Source organism: Mycolicibacterium nivoides, assembly GCF_003855255.1.
Taxonomy (GTDB): Bacteria; Actinomycetota; Actinomycetes; order Mycobacteriales; family Mycobacteriaceae; genus Mycobacterium; species Mycobacterium nivoides.
Map to the genome: position 1 here is coordinate 1743972 of NZ_CP034072.1, position 13671 is coordinate 1757642.

The 13671-nt window shown below is 67.7% G+C and carries 17 protein-coding genes; 7 read left to right on the forward strand and 10 right to left on the reverse strand.

The genetic code is table 11. The features are described from left to right. Positions 1-164: 164 nt before the first annotated feature. Positions 165-647 (forward strand): hypothetical protein, encoded by a 483-nt coding sequence (locus tag EH231_RS08305; RefSeq protein ID WP_090433292.1) that lies wholly within the window; start codon positions 165-167, stop codon positions 645-647. Positions 648-688: 41 nt separating this feature from the next. Here EH231_RS08305 and EH231_RS08310 read toward each other — a convergent pair whose 3' ends face one another. Next, entirely contained in the window at positions 689-1129 is a 441-nt protein-coding gene (locus EH231_RS08310; RefSeq protein ID WP_090433294.1) for a DUF6188 family protein, read from the reverse strand. Positions 1130-1216: 87 nt separating this feature from the next. Between EH231_RS08310 and EH231_RS08315 the strand changes: the two genes are divergently transcribed. From EH231_RS08315 to EH231_RS08325, 3 genes are all read left to right on the forward strand, one after another. Further along, positions 1217-2098 (forward strand): TIGR03854 family LLM class F420-dependent oxidoreductase, encoded by an 882-nt coding sequence (locus EH231_RS08315; RefSeq protein ID WP_090433421.1) that lies wholly within the window; start codon positions 1217-1219, stop codon positions 2096-2098. A 106-nt stretch (positions 2099-2204) separates the two neighbouring features. After that, positions 2205-2684 (forward strand): protein disulfide oxidoreductase, encoded by a 480-nt coding sequence (locus EH231_RS08320; protein WP_090433296.1) that lies wholly within the window; start codon positions 2205-2207, stop codon positions 2682-2684. 9 nt (positions 2685-2693) lie between these two features. After that, complete coding sequence (locus tag EH231_RS08325) at positions 2694-3584, forward strand: cytochrome c biogenesis CcdA family protein (RefSeq protein WP_090433298.1); 891 nt, start codon at positions 2694-2696, stop codon at positions 3582-3584. Here the strand turns inward: EH231_RS08325 and EH231_RS08330 are convergent. The 4 genes from EH231_RS08330 to EH231_RS08345 form a co-directional block, all read right to left on the reverse strand. Further along, positions 3526-3858 carry a hypothetical protein gene (locus EH231_RS08330; protein WP_164480810.1) on the reverse strand — a complete coding sequence of 111 codons (333 nt, stop codon included), beginning with the start codon at positions 3856-3858 and terminating at the stop codon, positions 3526-3528. The two genes, EH231_RS08325 and EH231_RS08330, sit on opposite strands and share 59 nt — an antisense overlap. A 17-nt stretch (positions 3859-3875) precedes the next feature. Continuing rightward, a complete protein-coding gene (locus EH231_RS08335; RefSeq protein ID WP_090433424.1) occupies positions 3876-4103 on the reverse strand; it encodes an Rv3202a family protein in 228 nt (75 codons plus the stop codon). Positions 4104-4187: 84 nt separating this feature from the next. Next, positions 4188-5225, reverse strand: a complete 1038-nt coding sequence (speB, locus tag EH231_RS08340; protein ID WP_090433302.1) for an agmatinase — start codon at positions 5223-5225, stop codon at positions 4188-4190. A 49-nt stretch (positions 5226-5274) separates the two neighbouring features. Then, entirely contained in the window at positions 5275-5697 is a 423-nt protein-coding gene (locus EH231_RS08345) for an acyl-CoA thioesterase (protein WP_090433304.1), read from the reverse strand. Between the two features lie 96 nt (positions 5698-5793). Between EH231_RS08345 and EH231_RS08350 the strand changes: the two genes are divergently transcribed. Beyond that, positions 5794-6747, forward strand: a complete 954-nt coding sequence (locus EH231_RS08350; RefSeq protein WP_090433306.1) for a threonine ammonia-lyase — start codon at positions 5794-5796, stop codon at positions 6745-6747. Here the strand turns inward: EH231_RS08350 and EH231_RS08355 are convergent. Next, a complete protein-coding gene (locus EH231_RS08355; protein WP_090433308.1) occupies positions 6741-8198 on the reverse strand; it encodes a peptide MFS transporter in 1458 nt (485 codons plus the stop codon). The two genes, EH231_RS08350 and EH231_RS08355, sit on opposite strands and share 7 nt — an antisense overlap. Before the next feature lie 211 nt (positions 8199-8409). On the opposite strand from EH231_RS08355, the gene EH231_RS08360 reads away from it, so the two are divergent. Further along, positions 8410-9840 carry a DUF7159 family protein gene (locus EH231_RS08360; protein ID WP_241178220.1) on the forward strand — a complete coding sequence of 477 codons (1431 nt, stop codon included), beginning with the start codon at positions 8410-8412 and terminating at the stop codon, positions 9838-9840. A 175-nt stretch (positions 9841-10015) separates the two neighbouring features. After that, complete coding sequence (locus EH231_RS08365) at positions 10016-10795, forward strand: L,D-transpeptidase (RefSeq protein ID WP_090433425.1); 780 nt, start codon at positions 10016-10018, stop codon at positions 10793-10795. Here the strand turns inward: EH231_RS08365 and EH231_RS08370 are convergent. The 4 genes from EH231_RS08370 to EH231_RS08385 all read right to left on the reverse strand — a co-directional run bounded on the left by EH231_RS08370 (position 10776) and on the right by EH231_RS08385 (position 13626). After that, positions 10776-11432: a sterol desaturase family protein gene (locus EH231_RS08370; protein ID WP_090433312.1), complete on the reverse strand. Its 657-nt coding sequence runs from the start codon at positions 11430-11432 to the stop codon at positions 10776-10778. The genes EH231_RS08365 and EH231_RS08370 overlap by 20 nt on opposite strands. Further along, positions 11429-12151: a FadR/GntR family transcriptional regulator gene (locus tag EH231_RS08375; protein WP_090433314.1), complete on the reverse strand. Its 723-nt coding sequence runs from the start codon at positions 12149-12151 to the stop codon at positions 11429-11431. The genes EH231_RS08370 and EH231_RS08375 overlap by 4 nt, the downstream gene beginning before the upstream one ends. 52 nt (positions 12152-12203) lie before the next feature. After that, a complete protein-coding gene (locus EH231_RS08380) occupies positions 12204-12815 on the reverse strand; it encodes a peroxidase-related enzyme (RefSeq protein WP_090433316.1) in 612 nt (203 codons plus the stop codon). A 76-nt stretch (positions 12816-12891) separates the two neighbouring features. Then, positions 12892-13626, reverse strand: a complete 735-nt coding sequence (locus tag EH231_RS08385; RefSeq protein ID WP_090433427.1) for a helix-turn-helix domain-containing protein — start codon at positions 13624-13626, stop codon at positions 12892-12894. Positions 13627-13671 lie beyond the last annotated feature (45 nt).

The window sequence follows — 13671 nt, forward strand, 5'->3', positions numbered from 1 at the left end:
GCCGGAGCCGACCGCAGAAGGCGTAACGCTCGGATCCGTCGCGGCGATACCCCACCGGGGTGCACGTTTTCGCCGCTCGGTCCAGCGGCGAGTTGCAAGGCGTTGCGGCGCCGGGCCATTGGGGGATGGCCGGCGCCGGGGTCACGACTGTAGGAGGTCCAGGTATGAAACTGACCAAGTTCGTGGCGGCTGCGTTGACGGTCGGTGCGTTCGGAATAGGCGCTGCGGGGATGGGGGCTCCTGCGGCGTCGGCATCGCCCGCCGTGCCCGTCCCGCTCAAGCCGGGGCACGGTAACGACGACTGCTTCCCGTTCTGCAACGGCGGGCCGCCCGGCCATGACCGTGATTTCGACGATCGTGGGCGCGATTTCGGCAATCGTGGCCCGGATTTCGACCACCGTGATCACTGGGACGACAAGGGCCCCTGGTGGGCGAACAACCGGCACGACTGGTGGGACGACCGCAGGGGCCCGCCGCCGTGGGGTTGGGGCCCGCCACCACCGATGCACTGGAACGGCGGACCGCTGCCGCCGCGGGTCAACTACTGGGGCTATGACTTGAACCCGGTGTGGGACAACGGGTTCCGGCAGTGGGGTGTCTGGCTGTTCGGCGTCTGGATCCCGATCATCGGGGTCGGCGTCGGCTGATGCCCTGCCGGTAGGTACCAACGGCCGCGTCGTATGCCGGTTCAGCCGCTCTCACGGGTGGGGACGTCGTCGCCGTCTTGATCGGAGTCATCCTGATCGTGACGGACGACGCGGACCCGTCCGTGCGGCAGGCATGCGGCGTAGCCGTGGTACTTCCCGTACAGCTCCCACGAGGTCTGGCGGTCGTCGGGCCGCACATCGATCCGGTGGCCGTCGGAAAAACCGAGGTGGAGGCTGCCGTCGTTCTCCCAGTCGGCATGCGTGCAGCGTTGGCCGGCGAAATCGAACAGCGGGCGGACCTCGTTGCGCAGGGCGCGCGGGTCGAGCGACACCACTTCGGAATCGTCGGTACCGATCGCCGGAAGCGTCAGTTCCAGCGGAACCGAGATGACCAGTTCGTTGTAGTCGTCGAGGTTGAGCACCAGGCCATCACGAAACGTGATCCGCTGGACCAAGCACCCTTGAATCCATTGTTCGCTCATTGTCTTACTCTGAACCGCCGAACGATCGGGCACAAGAGGCGCATCTCCGGTGTTGGGTCGAATATGAATGGCATGGGACATCCGGAGATGAAGGTTCGCTTCGGCGTGGGACTCGGCGCTGAAACCACCCCGGACGAGCTGGACGGCGTCATCGATCACCTGGAGAGTTCCGGGGTCGATTCGGTGTGGTTCTCCGAACTGGTCTACACCCCGGCGGTGGATCCGTTCGTCGGCATGGCCTACGCGCTGGCCCGCACCCGGCGGTTGAAGGTCGGGACCTCGGTAGCGATCCTGCCGGGACGCCATCCGGTTTTGGTGGCCAAACAATTGGCATCTCTGGCGGCGCTGGCGCCCAAACGGGTGCTGCCCGCGTTCGGGCTCCATTCGGCGCTGCCACCCGAGCGGGACATCTTCGTGGTTCCCGACGGCCGGCGGGCCGCGGTCTTCGACGAATCCCTTGACCTGCTGCGAGCCGCCCTGCGCGGTGGCGATGTGTCATTCCAGGGCGAGTACTTCACCGTCCGCTCCGCGCAGGTACAACCGGTACCGGCGACCCCGATCGACATCTGGCTGGGTGGGTCGGCACCGGCGGCCCTGACCCGGATCGGCAAATTCGGCGACGGGTGGCTGGGCAGCTTTCTCACCCCCGACGAGGCGGCCGCGGCGCGCCGGCGCATCGAGACCGAGGCGGTTGCGGCGGGCCGCACCATCGAGCCCGACCACTTCGGGATCAGCCTCGCCGTCGGGGACGGCGCACTGCCGGCCGATCTGCTCGCCGCGGTCCGTCGCCGCAGGCCCGACGTCGACCCCGAGGACCTGATCGCGGCCGACTGGCCCGACCTGCACCGCCAACTCGATCGCTACCTGGCCGCCGGCCTGACCAAGTTCGTGATCAGGGCGGCGGGTCCGGCCGACCGCACCGCCTTCCTGGACCGGTTCACCGCCGAGCTGTTGCCCCGGCAGAACTGACCGCTGCACCAATCTCCCGGTCGTTTGAACTTCCGCGTGTCGACCGCCGTGTTAGGGGGTATGCGCAGGCCACGCGTGTGCTGCGACTTGACCGAAGGAGACTGTCATGAGGATGCGAGGCCTGTTTTGCGCGGTCGCGATGATGTTCGCACTGGTCGCAGCGCCGACCGCGGCCGCTGACGATCGAATGCAGTTCACCGGGACCACCTTGTCGGGTGCCCCGTTCAACGGGTCGAGCCTGGCCGGGCGGCCCGCGGTGCTGTGGTTCTGGACGCCGTGGTGCCCGTTCTGCAACGCCGAGGCACCGTCGGTCAGTCAGGTTGCCGCGGCCAATCCGCAGGTCAGCTTCGTCGGCGTGGCGGCCCATTCCGACGTGGGGGCCATGCAGGGGTTCGTCGACAAGTACCACCTCAATTTCCCCAACCTCAATGATGCCGACGGGTCGATCTGGGCGCGGTACAACGTGCCGTGGCAACCCGCCTACGTCTTCTACCGCGCCGACGGGTCATCGACATTCGTCAACAACCCGACGTCGGCCATGCCGCAGCAAGAGCTGGCCGATCGGGTCGCGGCCCTGAAGAGCTAGTCATCCGGCGTGCCAGACAACCTGGTGGGGTTGGCGTTCGGGGCCGGACTCGTCGCGGCGCTCAACCCCTGCGGGTTCGCCCTGCTGCCCGGGTACCTCGCACTGGTCGTGCGGGGCACCTCGCCGCGCGGACCGCTTCCCGCCTTGGGGCGGGCGCTGGCCGCCACGGTGGTGATGACCGCCGGATTCGTGGCGGTGTTCGGCACATTCGGGCTGCTCACGGTGGCGGCAGCGAACACCGTCCAGCGCTACCTGCCGTACGTCACGTTGCTCATCGGTGTCCTCCTGGTCGTCCTCGGCTGCTGGCTGCTGGCCGGGCGCAGGCTGGGGCTGTTGCTGCCGGACGCGGTAGCGGGCCGGACCGGTTGGGCTCCGACCGCACGACTGGGTTCGATGGCCGGCTACGGCGTCGGGTACGCACTCGCGTCGCTGTCGTGCACCGTGGGGCCGTTCCTGGCGGTCACCGGGGCGACTCTGGAATCGAACACCGCGGTGCACCGTGTGGCGGTGTTCGCCGCGTACGCCGCGGGCTTCACCCTCGTCGTCGGGGTGCTGGCCGTCGCTACCGCGCTGACCAGCACGGTGGTGATCGACCGGCTGCGGCGCGTGGTTCCCTATATCAGCCGGATCAGCGGAGCGCTGCTGATCGCCGTCGGCGCATATGTCGCGTACTACGGCTGGTATGAGATCCAATTATTCAGTGCCGCAGGAAATCCCGACGATCCGGTGATCGCCGCTGCCGGACGCGTCCAGGGCGCGATCGCCGGTTGGGTGCACCGGCACGGGGCCTGGCCGTGGGTGCTCGCCCTGCTGGTATTGGTGGCCCTGGGTCTATGGCGGTTCAGAATCGCCGCGAGAACTCGCCACGCACATCCGGCCACGGTGGACGACGCACCATAGCGACCGTGGCCAATGTCGCCGCCACCAGACCGATCAGCTCGCCCATCAACGCGATCCGCGTGGTGTCCACGGCAGGCACCCAGGCGGGTTTGCCGTCCTTGACGACGAAAATCCCCAGTGGTCTGGAGTCGGATCGCCCGCTGCCGGGCCGGTGCCGGACCAAGCTGGCCGGAATCACCGTCGCCCCGTCGGGTGTCACATACGGGTCACCGAAGACCCGTGAAGTCGTCGCGGTATCAGCGGCGATGCTGTCGAACGCATCGGGCAAACGCATGCCGGGCATCCTTCCTGTCAGCGGTCGAAGTCGGACTCGTCGTCCAGTGGCACCACGATGGCCTGATCGATCAGGTCCGCCTCGGTGGCGTCGGCGTCCGTCGAGATCCGCACCCGCCGCAGATCCGACATCGCGTCGTCCTCATCGTCGACACCGACCGGTATCAGTTGTTCGACGACATCGGCCTCCGGGGCGTCGTCGTCGAAACCGTCATCATCGAATCCGCCACCGTTGGCGTGCGTCATGATTGCCCCCTCACCGACCGGCATCGCCGTGCATACCGATTGTGCTACCCGGGAAGTGGTGTTTCAACGCACACTTCGGGCCGCTCATCGTGCGGGCGGCCCTGCCGGGGTCTGGGTGGCGTCGCGACGCCTGGCGGCCATCCCCGACAATGCCTCGAACACCACCCGGTGGGCGGCGTTCACCGTGAGTTCGGCGTGGTCGTAGGCCGGCGCCACCTCGACCACATCGACCCCGGCGACGTCGTGGGTGCGGCACAACTCACGGACCATCCGCAGCAGGTCCGCGCTGGTGATACCGCCCGGCTCGGGGGTGCCGGTGCCCGGCGCATGAGCGGGGTCAAGGACATCGATATCGACTGAGACATAGAGCTTTTCGGCCTTGTCCAAGGCCTCGGCAACCGCGTCCGCCATCACCTCTTTGAAGCCGCGGTCCCAGATCTCCTGCATGGTGTGCCAGGTCATGCCCTGCTCCAGCATCCATTCGAAGGTGTCCTGCGGCGGCCAGTAACCCCGCAGCCCGACCTGGACGAAATGGGTGCCGGGCACCGCACCGGATTCGATGAGCCGACGCATCGGGGTGCCGTGACTGGCCAGGTTGCCCTCGATGTTGTCGGCGGTGTCGGCGTGCGCATCGAAATGCACGACGCCGACGTTGCCGTAGCCGTGCACATCGGCCACCGCCGTCGCCGACGGCCAGGTGATCGAATGGTCGCCGCCGAGCACCACGGGAACGATGCCGCGCGAGGCCACCGCGTGGACCCGCTCGCGGATGTTGGCGTGGGATACCTCGGTCTGCCCGTGCGGGCAGTACGCGTCACCGAAATCGACCACTTCGAGCCAGTCGAAGATCTCGAGACCGAGGTCGAGGTGGTAGGTGCCCGGTTCATAGGCCGTGGCCCGGATCGCCCGGGGACCGAACCGGGCGCCTGGGCGGTTGGTCGTCGAGATGTCGAACGGCGCACCGACGATCGCCACATCGGGCTGCCAGGCGTCGAGTTGGGCGGTCTCGGTCAGGAACGGCCGGTGCCCGAATGAGACCATGCCCGAGTGCGGCAGGTCCAGTTGCTCGGCCATGCCGGGCGGCAACTCTCGCTGGGGTCGGTGATCGTGTTGATCGCCCATGAGCAGACATTACCGCCGCAGCCGCGGCGGCACGGTCGGGTCGGAAGATTCATTGGCCGGCAACGGAACTCAGTGCGGTGCGAATGTCTTCGGGAACGGGCCGCTTGGTCCAGTCATCGGTTGAGACGACGACGTAGACATTGCTCCCGCACACCCGGGGCCGCTCCTCGCCGGAGGCGTCGGTGCTCAGCACCGTGAAACCGAGGGTGAAGCTGGTGGTGCCGATGCGCTCGCACCGCACGGCGACGCGCACCGACTCCCGCCACCGGACCGGCGCCCGGAAATCGATCTCGGTGTGCACCACCTGCATGTCGATGCCATCGGCGATCAGGTCGGCGTAGCTCACCCGCAGGTGGTCGAACAGCCCGGTACATGCCTCGTCGAACCAGGTGAGGTAGTGACCGTTGAACACCACGCCCTGCTGATCGATCTCGGCGTAGCGCGGAACGATGCCGAAGCTGTACTGGGTCACGTGAGCACTCCAAGGCCGGGGGTCTGCCGCTCCACGGTAACGGACCCGCCGCGGCCCGGGCTTTCGCCGGTCCGGTCCGCAGGAGAGACTTGTGCCGTGAAGCTGGTGACCCTCGACGACATCGACGCCGCGGCCCGGCGGATCGCCCCCGACATCGTGCGAACCCCGCTGTTGGCGGCCGGATGGGGAGATCCCGGTCGGCCGTTGTGGCTCAAGCCGGAGAATCTGCAGCCGATCGGGGCCTTCAAGATCCGCGGTGCGTTCAACGCGCTGGGCCGGCTCGATCCCGGCGTACGGGCCAGGGGAGTGGTGGCCTATTCCAGCGGCAATCATGCGCAGGCGGTGGCGTACGCGGCCGCGGCCTATGGCGTCGCCGCCCACATCGTGATGCCCGAGGAGACGCCGGCCGTGAAGGTACGGGCCACCCGGGATCACGGGGCGCAGGTGGTGCTGTGCGCTGCCGGGGAACGGGAAACTGTTGCCGCCGAGCTGGTCGAGCGCACCGGCGGCGTGCTGGTACCACCTTTCGATCACCCTGACGTGATCGCAGGCCAGGGCACCATCGGATTGGAGATCGCGCAGGACCTGCCCGACGTCGCATCCGTCTTCATCCCGATCAGCGGCGGCGGACTGGCCTCGGGTGTGGGTACCGCGATCCGTGCGATGTGCCCGCAGGCCAAGATCTTCGGCGTCGAGCCGGAACTCGCCGCGGACACCGCCGAAAGCCTGGCCACCGGCCACCGGGTGGACTGGCCGGTGGCGCAACGTAACCGGACCATCGCCGACGGACTGCGCTCGACACCGTCGGCGTTGACGTTCGCCCATCTGCAACGTGTGCTCGACGATGTCATCACCGTGTCCGAGGATGAGATCCGTTCAGAGGTAAGAGAACTCGCTCACCGGGCACACCTGGTCGCCGAACCCAGCGGTGCGGTGGCACTGGCCGGCTACCGCAAGGTGACGGCGCCGCCCGGGCCGGCGGTGGTGATCGTCTCGGGCGGCAACATCGAGCCACCGCTGCTGGCCGAGATCCTGTCCCGGAGTCAGTGAACCCCCTCCATGAGCCTGCTGATACGCGGTGACATCAGCAGGACCACGACACCGACGAGGATGGCCACCGCTCCGAGTGTGCCGAAGTAGGCGAACTCGTGGGCGGGATCGTAGCGCTGCGCGAGCACGCCCGACATGGCCGTACCCAGTCCGACGGAGAAGAAGAACAGCGCCATCATCTGGGCCCGGAATGCCTCTGGTGCAAGCTTTGTCGTCACCGAGAGGCCGATCGGTGACAGCAGGAGCTCGGACACCGCGAACACCATCATGATGCCGGCCACCAACAGCGCCGGTACCACCCTGCCGGTGGTCGGCGCCATCGGCAGGAACAGCAGGAACGCCGCACCCATGCCGATCACGCCGTAGGCGAACTTGCGCGGAGTGGTCGGTGCCCGGTTGCCCAGCCGGGTCCACATGAGCGCGAACAACGGCGAGAGCAGGATGATCCAGACCGGTTCGATCGACCCGATCCAGCTCGACGGTGCGGTCCAGCCGAAGACCGACCAGTTCACGCGTTCGTCGGAGTAGACCGCCAGCACCGTGAACGTCTGCTGGAACAGCGACCAGAACACCGCGTTGGCGATGAACAGCGGGATGAATGCGCGAACCCGGATGCGTTCGGTCTCGGACACTTTGGTGCTGGTCAGCATCACCGCGAAATACATCACCGAGGCCACGACGATCACGCCGGTGGTGAACTGCGACAGGTTGGCCAGCTCGACCAGGTGCATCATGAACAGCACCGCCACGGCCCCGGCCAGTGCGGCGACGACGCCGATGACCTTCCCGATTGCCCGGGGCGGCAACGGGTTTGCCACGACACGTCCGTGGGTCCCGAGATTGCGCCGGTACACCACATACTGCGTGAGCCCCAACGCCATCCCGACGGCCGCCGCGCCGAACCCGTAATGGAAGCCGACGCGCGTCTGCAGCAGTCCCGTCGCCAGCGGTCCGACGAAGGCGCCCAGATTGACCCCGAGGTAGAACAAGGTGAAGCCGCCGTCGGCACGAGGGTCGTTCTTGTCGTAGAGCGTGCCCAGCAGCGAGGACGCGTTGGCCTTCAGTGCGCCGGATCCCAGGGCGACAAGGACGAGACCGACGCCGACGCCGGCCAGGCCCGGAACGACGGCGAGCGCGATGTGGCCGGCCATCACGACCACCCCGCCGTAGAACACCGTGCGCTCCATGCCCAGCAGCCGATCGGCGACCCACGCGCCCAGGACGGTGGACAGGTACACCAGGCCCCCGTAGGCGCCGACGATGCCGGTGGCGGTGCTCTTCGGTAGCCCCAGGCCTCCATCGGCGGCGGTGTAGTACAGGTAGTAGCCCAGGATGGTAAGCATCCCGTAGAACGAGAAGCGCTCCCACAATTCCACCCCGAACAGATTGGCCAGCCCGATGGGATGGCCGAAGAACGTGCGGTGACGCGGGGAGTCCTGCACTTGCTGCATGGGCCATTACCTTGCCACGGGCGCGGCCCGGTCGGCCGGAATTGACGGCCAGGGCGGCAAACTAGAACTCTGTTGTGTACAGGCGCTTCTGTGGCACAGCACATTTCGGTGCAGGTCGAACGCGGGCAACGAAGGTGCAGGGGATGGCTATGATGCTGCCACCCGGTAATGTCACCGTGAAACGTTTGGACGACGGCCACGCTTTTCGGGGGTGCATGTGGAGGCGGTGCTCGGTGTTTCGTTGACACCGTCCACCGTCGGTCTGGTCCTGGTCGAGGGCAGCGAGGCTGACGGGGCGACCGTCGACCATGACGCCTTCGACATTCGTGGCTATACGCCATCACGAACCGGCGAGATCTGTGCCGATGTGGTGTCTGCCGTTCGTCGCGCCGAAAAGGTTGCGGCAGAACACGATCGGCAGCTGACAACGATCGGTGTCACGTGGAGTTCGGGCGCCGCAGCCGAGGCCGCGGTGCTGCGCAAGAAGCTGGCCGAGGCCGGGTACGCCTCAGTGGTTTCGGTTCGGCTGCCGCAGGCCACGGATGCGCTGGCGCGTCGCGTCGCAGGCATCGTCGGATTCGGCACGACCGCCGTATGCGTCCTGGAACCCGATGTGGTGCAAGCGATGACGGTCAGCGACGGTACTCCCGTACAGACGACGGTCAGCCGGGGTATCGAGACCGTGGCGGGCCTGACGACCTGGCTGTCCGACATGTTCGACGCGGCCGATCCACGTCCCGACGCGCTCGTGGTCGTGGGATCCGCCGTCGACCTGGACTCGGTGCTGCCGAAGTTGGAGCAGGCCCTTCAGGTGCCGGTGTTCACACCGGCCGAACCCGGATTGCCGCTGGCCAGGGGTGCCGCGCTCGCTGCGGTGCGGCGGGGCCGCCGGGCATCCGACGAGAGTGTGGCCCCGACCGGTTGGCGCTGGCCCGCCACGCAATTGACGCCGCTGGCGATATTACTCGGTGGAGTCCTGGTCTTCGGGGTTTCGCTGGCGCTGGCCATCGGTCAGCAGCTGTTGCCCGGTTCGGAGCCGACTCCACACCGGAGTACCCGTCCGGTGGTGAGCACATCGGGCGACTCGGCCGCTGTCCAGCAGCCGCCCGCGGCTCCCGCACCGCCCGCACCGCCACCTGAGCCCCCGCCTGTCCTCGAGTCGGTGGTGCAGGACGTGGGGCCGGAATACCCCGCCGACCCAAGCGTCACAGCGCCAACCGAGCCCGGCGCCATACCGGGCGAGCAGCTCGCGCCTCCCGGGTCCGAGCTGGGGCCGGTGCCACCGGAGCAGTCACCGCAGGTGCCCGAGCACCCCGGTGCGCCTGCGCCCGAGACGGGCCAGGGGCCCTTGCCCGCGGGCGAGGCGCCGCCGGCCGAGACCGTGGTGTCACCGGCACCGGCGCCGTCCCCGGCTTCGGAAACACCTCCGCCTCCACCGCCGCCGGCCGCTGAGGTCGCACCGCCTCCACCGCCTCCGCCGCCTCCACCGAGTCCAGCGCCGGAGGCGGCACCGGTACAGCAGACGGCCGCACAGGCTCCGGCGGCCGAAACGGCACCACCCGCACCGGAAGCAGCGCCTCCCGCACCTGAGGCCGTCCCGGCCGCGCCCGAATCGCAGGCATCGGTACCCGCCGCGCCTTGATCCCTGTGACGTTGCTGGGACCGGCGCGCGACCGCCGATCCTGCGGTGAAACGTTCTGACATCTCGCATCGATGTGTTCACCATGGGCAACCCATCGCGCTACCGCCAACACCGATCTGCCACCGTCACGCTGCGCCTGAAGGGGGCAGTTCCGGCGAGCACCTACACTGGTGGAATGCTGAGCGCCCCCTCGTCGTCATTCGGAACCGTTCGAGCGTCGGTACTGAAAGTGTTTGCGGCGATTGGTGTCGCCACCTTGGCCGCGGCGAGCACGGTCAATGTCGCATCCGCCGCGGTGCGCACGCCCGAGCCGGGCGCGACCATCGAACCGGCCGCGGGTTCCGTGGTCGGTGTCGCCATGCCGTTGACGGTGACCTTCGACAAGCCGGTGGCCGATCGCGACGCGGCGCAGAGCAGCCTGCAGATCAGCTCACCGCACACGCCCACAGGCACATTCAGCTGGCTCAGCGACGACGTGATGCAGTGGAAGCCCGATCAGCTGTGGCCGGCGCACTCGAAGATCTCCGTATCAGCCGGCGGCGCCAAGACCAGCTTCGAAACCGGAGCACAGGTGCTGGGCGTGGCCGACATCGATGCCCACACCTTCACCGTGAGCATCGACGGCGCGGTGGCCCGCACGATGCCGGCCTCGATGGGCAAGCCCAAGCACCCGACCCCGGTCGGTACCTTCACCGCACTGGCCAAAGAGCCTGTCGTGGTGATGGATTCGCGCACCATCGGTATTCCGCTGAGTGACCCGGAGGGCTACAAGCTCACCGTTTACGATGCGGTCCGCGTGACCTGGGGTGGCGTCTACGTGCACGGGGCGCCCTGGTCGGTGGGATCCCAGGGCTATGCCAACGTCAGCCACGGCTGCATCAACCTGAGCCCCGACAACGCCGATTGGTACTTCAACACGGTGCACGTGGGCGACCCTATTGTTGTGCAGTCGTAGCCGCGTGCAGGTTCTTCGACGTCGGTGAGGTGGACACCGTCGCCGGGTCGGGATACGTCCCCAACACCCGGTCGGCGGTTCCGGCGGTGGTGACCGTGAACCAGTAGTGCTCGTTCTTGTAGTGGTGCTGCCGATGGTTGCGCCAAACTGCGCGGTAGGCACGGGTTTTCGGCTTGTAGTCGCTGTGGATCAAGTAGTGGCACCACTCGTAGGCCAGGCCGATCACGGTCAGCAGGGACAGGAACGTCAGCCCCAGGCCGGGACGAGGGAATGCCAGCAGGGCGACGGCCACGGCGGCGGGCAGGATCCACAGCAGGGCCCGCCACGGTATGAAGATCAGCGGGATGTCGCGCGGGTCGACGTGGTGTAGCCGGTGATCGCGAGCCAGCAGCGAATCCAGTGTGATCGGGCCGAACCGCCTTGGCCGCCAGTGCAGTACGAAGACGTGGACGATCCATTCGAAGAACGGGAACGTCACGAGCATCACCACGGGCAAGAGCACGTCGGTGAGTTGCCAGTCCCCGACGGCGCACCGCGCTGCGACGCTGACGACCAGCGCCATGCCGATCATCCAGGGGGAGGGGTGCCTGACGAATTCCCGCACCGCGTCACCCAAACTGAAAGCGTTGCGCGTCATCGGGTTTCCTCCAAGGCCTCCAGCGCGCCCATGAGGGCGATGGTGGCCGGCTCGAGCAGGTCCTGAGCCGCGCGGCGGGCGGTCGCCGGGTCATGGGCTTCGATGGCCTCGACGATCCGCCGGTACGCGTCGGGACGGCCGACCTCGGCGGCCATCATGGTGGCCAGCGCCGGGAGTGCGGGCTCGTAGGTCTGCCGAAGGGTGTTGTACATCAACCGGAATGCGATCGAGTCCGCGCCGTCGACGATCAGATCCCAGAACGCGAGCGCCTGGCGCTGTCGCTCCACCGGATCCGGTTCGGCCGCCAGGGCGTCGACGGTGCGGCCGAGTTGGGCGACGAGGTCGGCCGTGGCCCGCCGGGCGGCCAGTTCGGCAACCTTCGGCCCGTTGTGCAGGCGGGTTTCCAGGATGCTGCGGACCACGCTGACATCGAGTTCGCCTGCGCGCAGGAGCAGTCTGGGCAACAGGTCGAGGCCGGCATGCTTGCGGAAGTCTCGCACGGTGGTGGAGTCGCCCTGTCGAACCTCGACCAGCCCGGCCTCGGTGAGCCGCTTGATCGCCTCACGTACGGCCGGGCGGGACACCCCGAGCACCTCGGCCAGCCGCCGCTCACTGGGCAGCGGTTCGCCGGGCTGCATCTGGCCGCTGAGCACCTCGGCGACGATCTGCTCGAAGACGTCCTCGGGCACGGATCTGCGGTTGACCGGTTGTAACGCCATAGGGCCATGCTGCCCCTCAGGCGGTCAGAGGTCAAGTGGTCATACCAGTCGATTATCGCGGGATGCCGGTGTACTCCGGGTTGGGCGGAACCGACAGGGCGATGCCGATTCGGTTGGTCGCGCCGATGAAAGCCGCGATCGAGATGCCCTCGAGGATCTGATGATCGTCGAGTCCCAGGGCGCGCAACGCGTCGAACTGGGCGTCGTCGATCTCCTGCGGATGGTTGTTGACGAGGACGGCGAGGTCGCCCAGGGCGCGCTCCCGCTCGGTGAGCTCGGCCACCTGCCGATGATCGATGGCGACCCGCTGCCCGAACGACCAGTCGCCGGCGACTTTTCCCAGCTTGTTGGCATGGTTGGTGTGGCAGTACGCGCAGCGGTTCTCCCCGGATACCACCGTGGCGATCACCTCACGCTCGCGCGCGCTCAATCCGCCCCGCCCGTCGGCACCCAGCAACGGCAGCAGGTAGCCGTTGAGCCGTTCGAGATCACCCTCGTTGAGGGCCAGCGCACGAAACCAGTTGGAGGTCAGCCCTTCCTCGCGCTGCTGCCGGTTGAAGAAGCCGCGCACACCCGCGGTGCTCAGCTCATCCAGTTCGGGCACCCGTAACCGTGAGATGCGCGATGGGGACAGGGACTGGGGAGCGTCAGCGGTGGCGGTCATACCCGGAGCCTGAGGCAGGCGGCCTTGTTGGACAAGGATTTCGACACCGCCGAGGCGAACCCTTGCGCGGCAGCGTTCAGCGGAGTGCGGCGGCGGTCTCGGCATCCGCGGGCAGGAATGCCTCGATGCTGAGTTCCGCCGCAGTCAGGTCCAGCGCGGTGCCGAATGTCGTGACGGTGCTGAGAAAGGTCAACACGGTGCCGTCGGGTGCGGTCAGCTCCAGGGGGACGACGACTCCGCCGAGATCGCGGACGGGTTCCATTCCTCCCGGGTAGGACTCGATCTCGGAGAGAAGATCGGCGAGTTCGGCCGATCCGCTCACAGTGACCTCGCGGCGTAGCCGGCTGATCAGGTGGTGGCGCCATTCCGCCAGGTTCCGGATGCGCGGGGCCATGCCCTCGGGATGCAGGGTGATTCGCAACGCATTGGGCCGGTCCAGCAGATACGGAGCGACACCTTCCAGCATCACTGCGGTGCCTGCGTTGGCCTGCAACAGGTTCCAGGTGCGGTCGACGACGACACAGGGAAATGGGTTGTAGGCGTCCAATACTCGGGTCACCCCGTCGCGCACCGCGGTCATCTCGGGATCCTCCAGCGTCCGTTCGGCGTAGACCGGTGCCAGCCCGGCGGCGAGCAGTAGTTGGTTCTGGTCTCGCAGCGGGACCTCGAGGGCCTCGGCCAGCCGGAGCACCATCGCCCGACTCGGCACGGAGCGGCCGGTCTCGATGAAGCTGAGGTGACGCGCCGACACGTCGGCCTCGATGGCCAGGTCCAGTTGGCTGATCCGGCGGCGTAATCGCCAGTCGCGCATCAGTGAGCCGATCGGTGTCTGGGTTGCCGCACTCGTCACCACCCG

What these genes read in the sequence shown, in the direction of transcription:
- EH231_RS08305 (WP_090433292.1), top strand. Translation starts at nt 165, where the DNA reads ATGAAACTGACCAAGTTCGTGGCGGCTGCGTTGACGGTCGGTGCGTTC.
- EH231_RS08310 (WP_090433294.1), bottom strand. Translation starts at nt 1,129, where the DNA reads ATGAGCGAACAATGGATTCAAGGGTGCTTGGTCCAGCGGATCACGTTT.
- EH231_RS08315 (WP_090433421.1), top strand. Translation starts at nt 1,217, where the DNA reads ATGAAGGTTCGCTTCGGCGTGGGACTCGGCGCTGAAACCACCCCGGAC.
- EH231_RS08320 (WP_090433296.1), top strand. Translation starts at nt 2,205, where the DNA reads ATGAGGATGCGAGGCCTGTTTTGCGCGGTCGCGATGATGTTCGCACTG.
- EH231_RS08330 (WP_164480810.1), bottom strand. Translation starts at nt 3,858, where the DNA reads ATGCGTTTGCCCGATGCGTTCGACAGCATCGCCGCTGATACCGCGACG.
- EH231_RS08335 (WP_090433424.1), bottom strand. Translation starts at nt 4,103, where the DNA reads ATGACGCACGCCAACGGTGGCGGATTCGATGATGACGGTTTCGACGAC.
- speB (WP_090433302.1), bottom strand. Translation starts at nt 5,225, where the DNA reads ATGGGCGATCAACACGATCACCGACCCCAGCGAGAGTTGCCGCCCGGC.
- EH231_RS08355 (WP_090433308.1), bottom strand. Translation starts at nt 8,198, where the DNA reads ATGCAGCAAGTGCAGGACTCCCCGCGTCACCGCACGTTCTTCGGCCAT.
- EH231_RS08365 (WP_090433425.1), top strand. Translation starts at nt 10,016, where the DNA reads ATGCTGAGCGCCCCCTCGTCGTCATTCGGAACCGTTCGAGCGTCGGTA.
- EH231_RS08370 (WP_090433312.1), bottom strand. Translation starts at nt 11,432, where the DNA reads ATGACGCGCAACGCTTTCAGTTTGGGTGACGCGGTGCGGGAATTCGTC.
- EH231_RS08375 (WP_090433314.1), bottom strand. Translation starts at nt 12,151, where the DNA reads ATGGCGTTACAACCGGTCAACCGCAGATCCGTGCCCGAGGACGTCTTC.
- EH231_RS08380 (WP_090433316.1), bottom strand. Translation starts at nt 12,815, where the DNA reads ATGACCGCCACCGCTGACGCTCCCCAGTCCCTGTCCCCATCGCGCATC.
- EH231_RS08385 (WP_090433427.1), bottom strand. Translation starts at nt 13,626, where the DNA reads ATGCGCGACTGGCGATTACGCCGCCGGATCAGCCAACTGGACCTGGCC.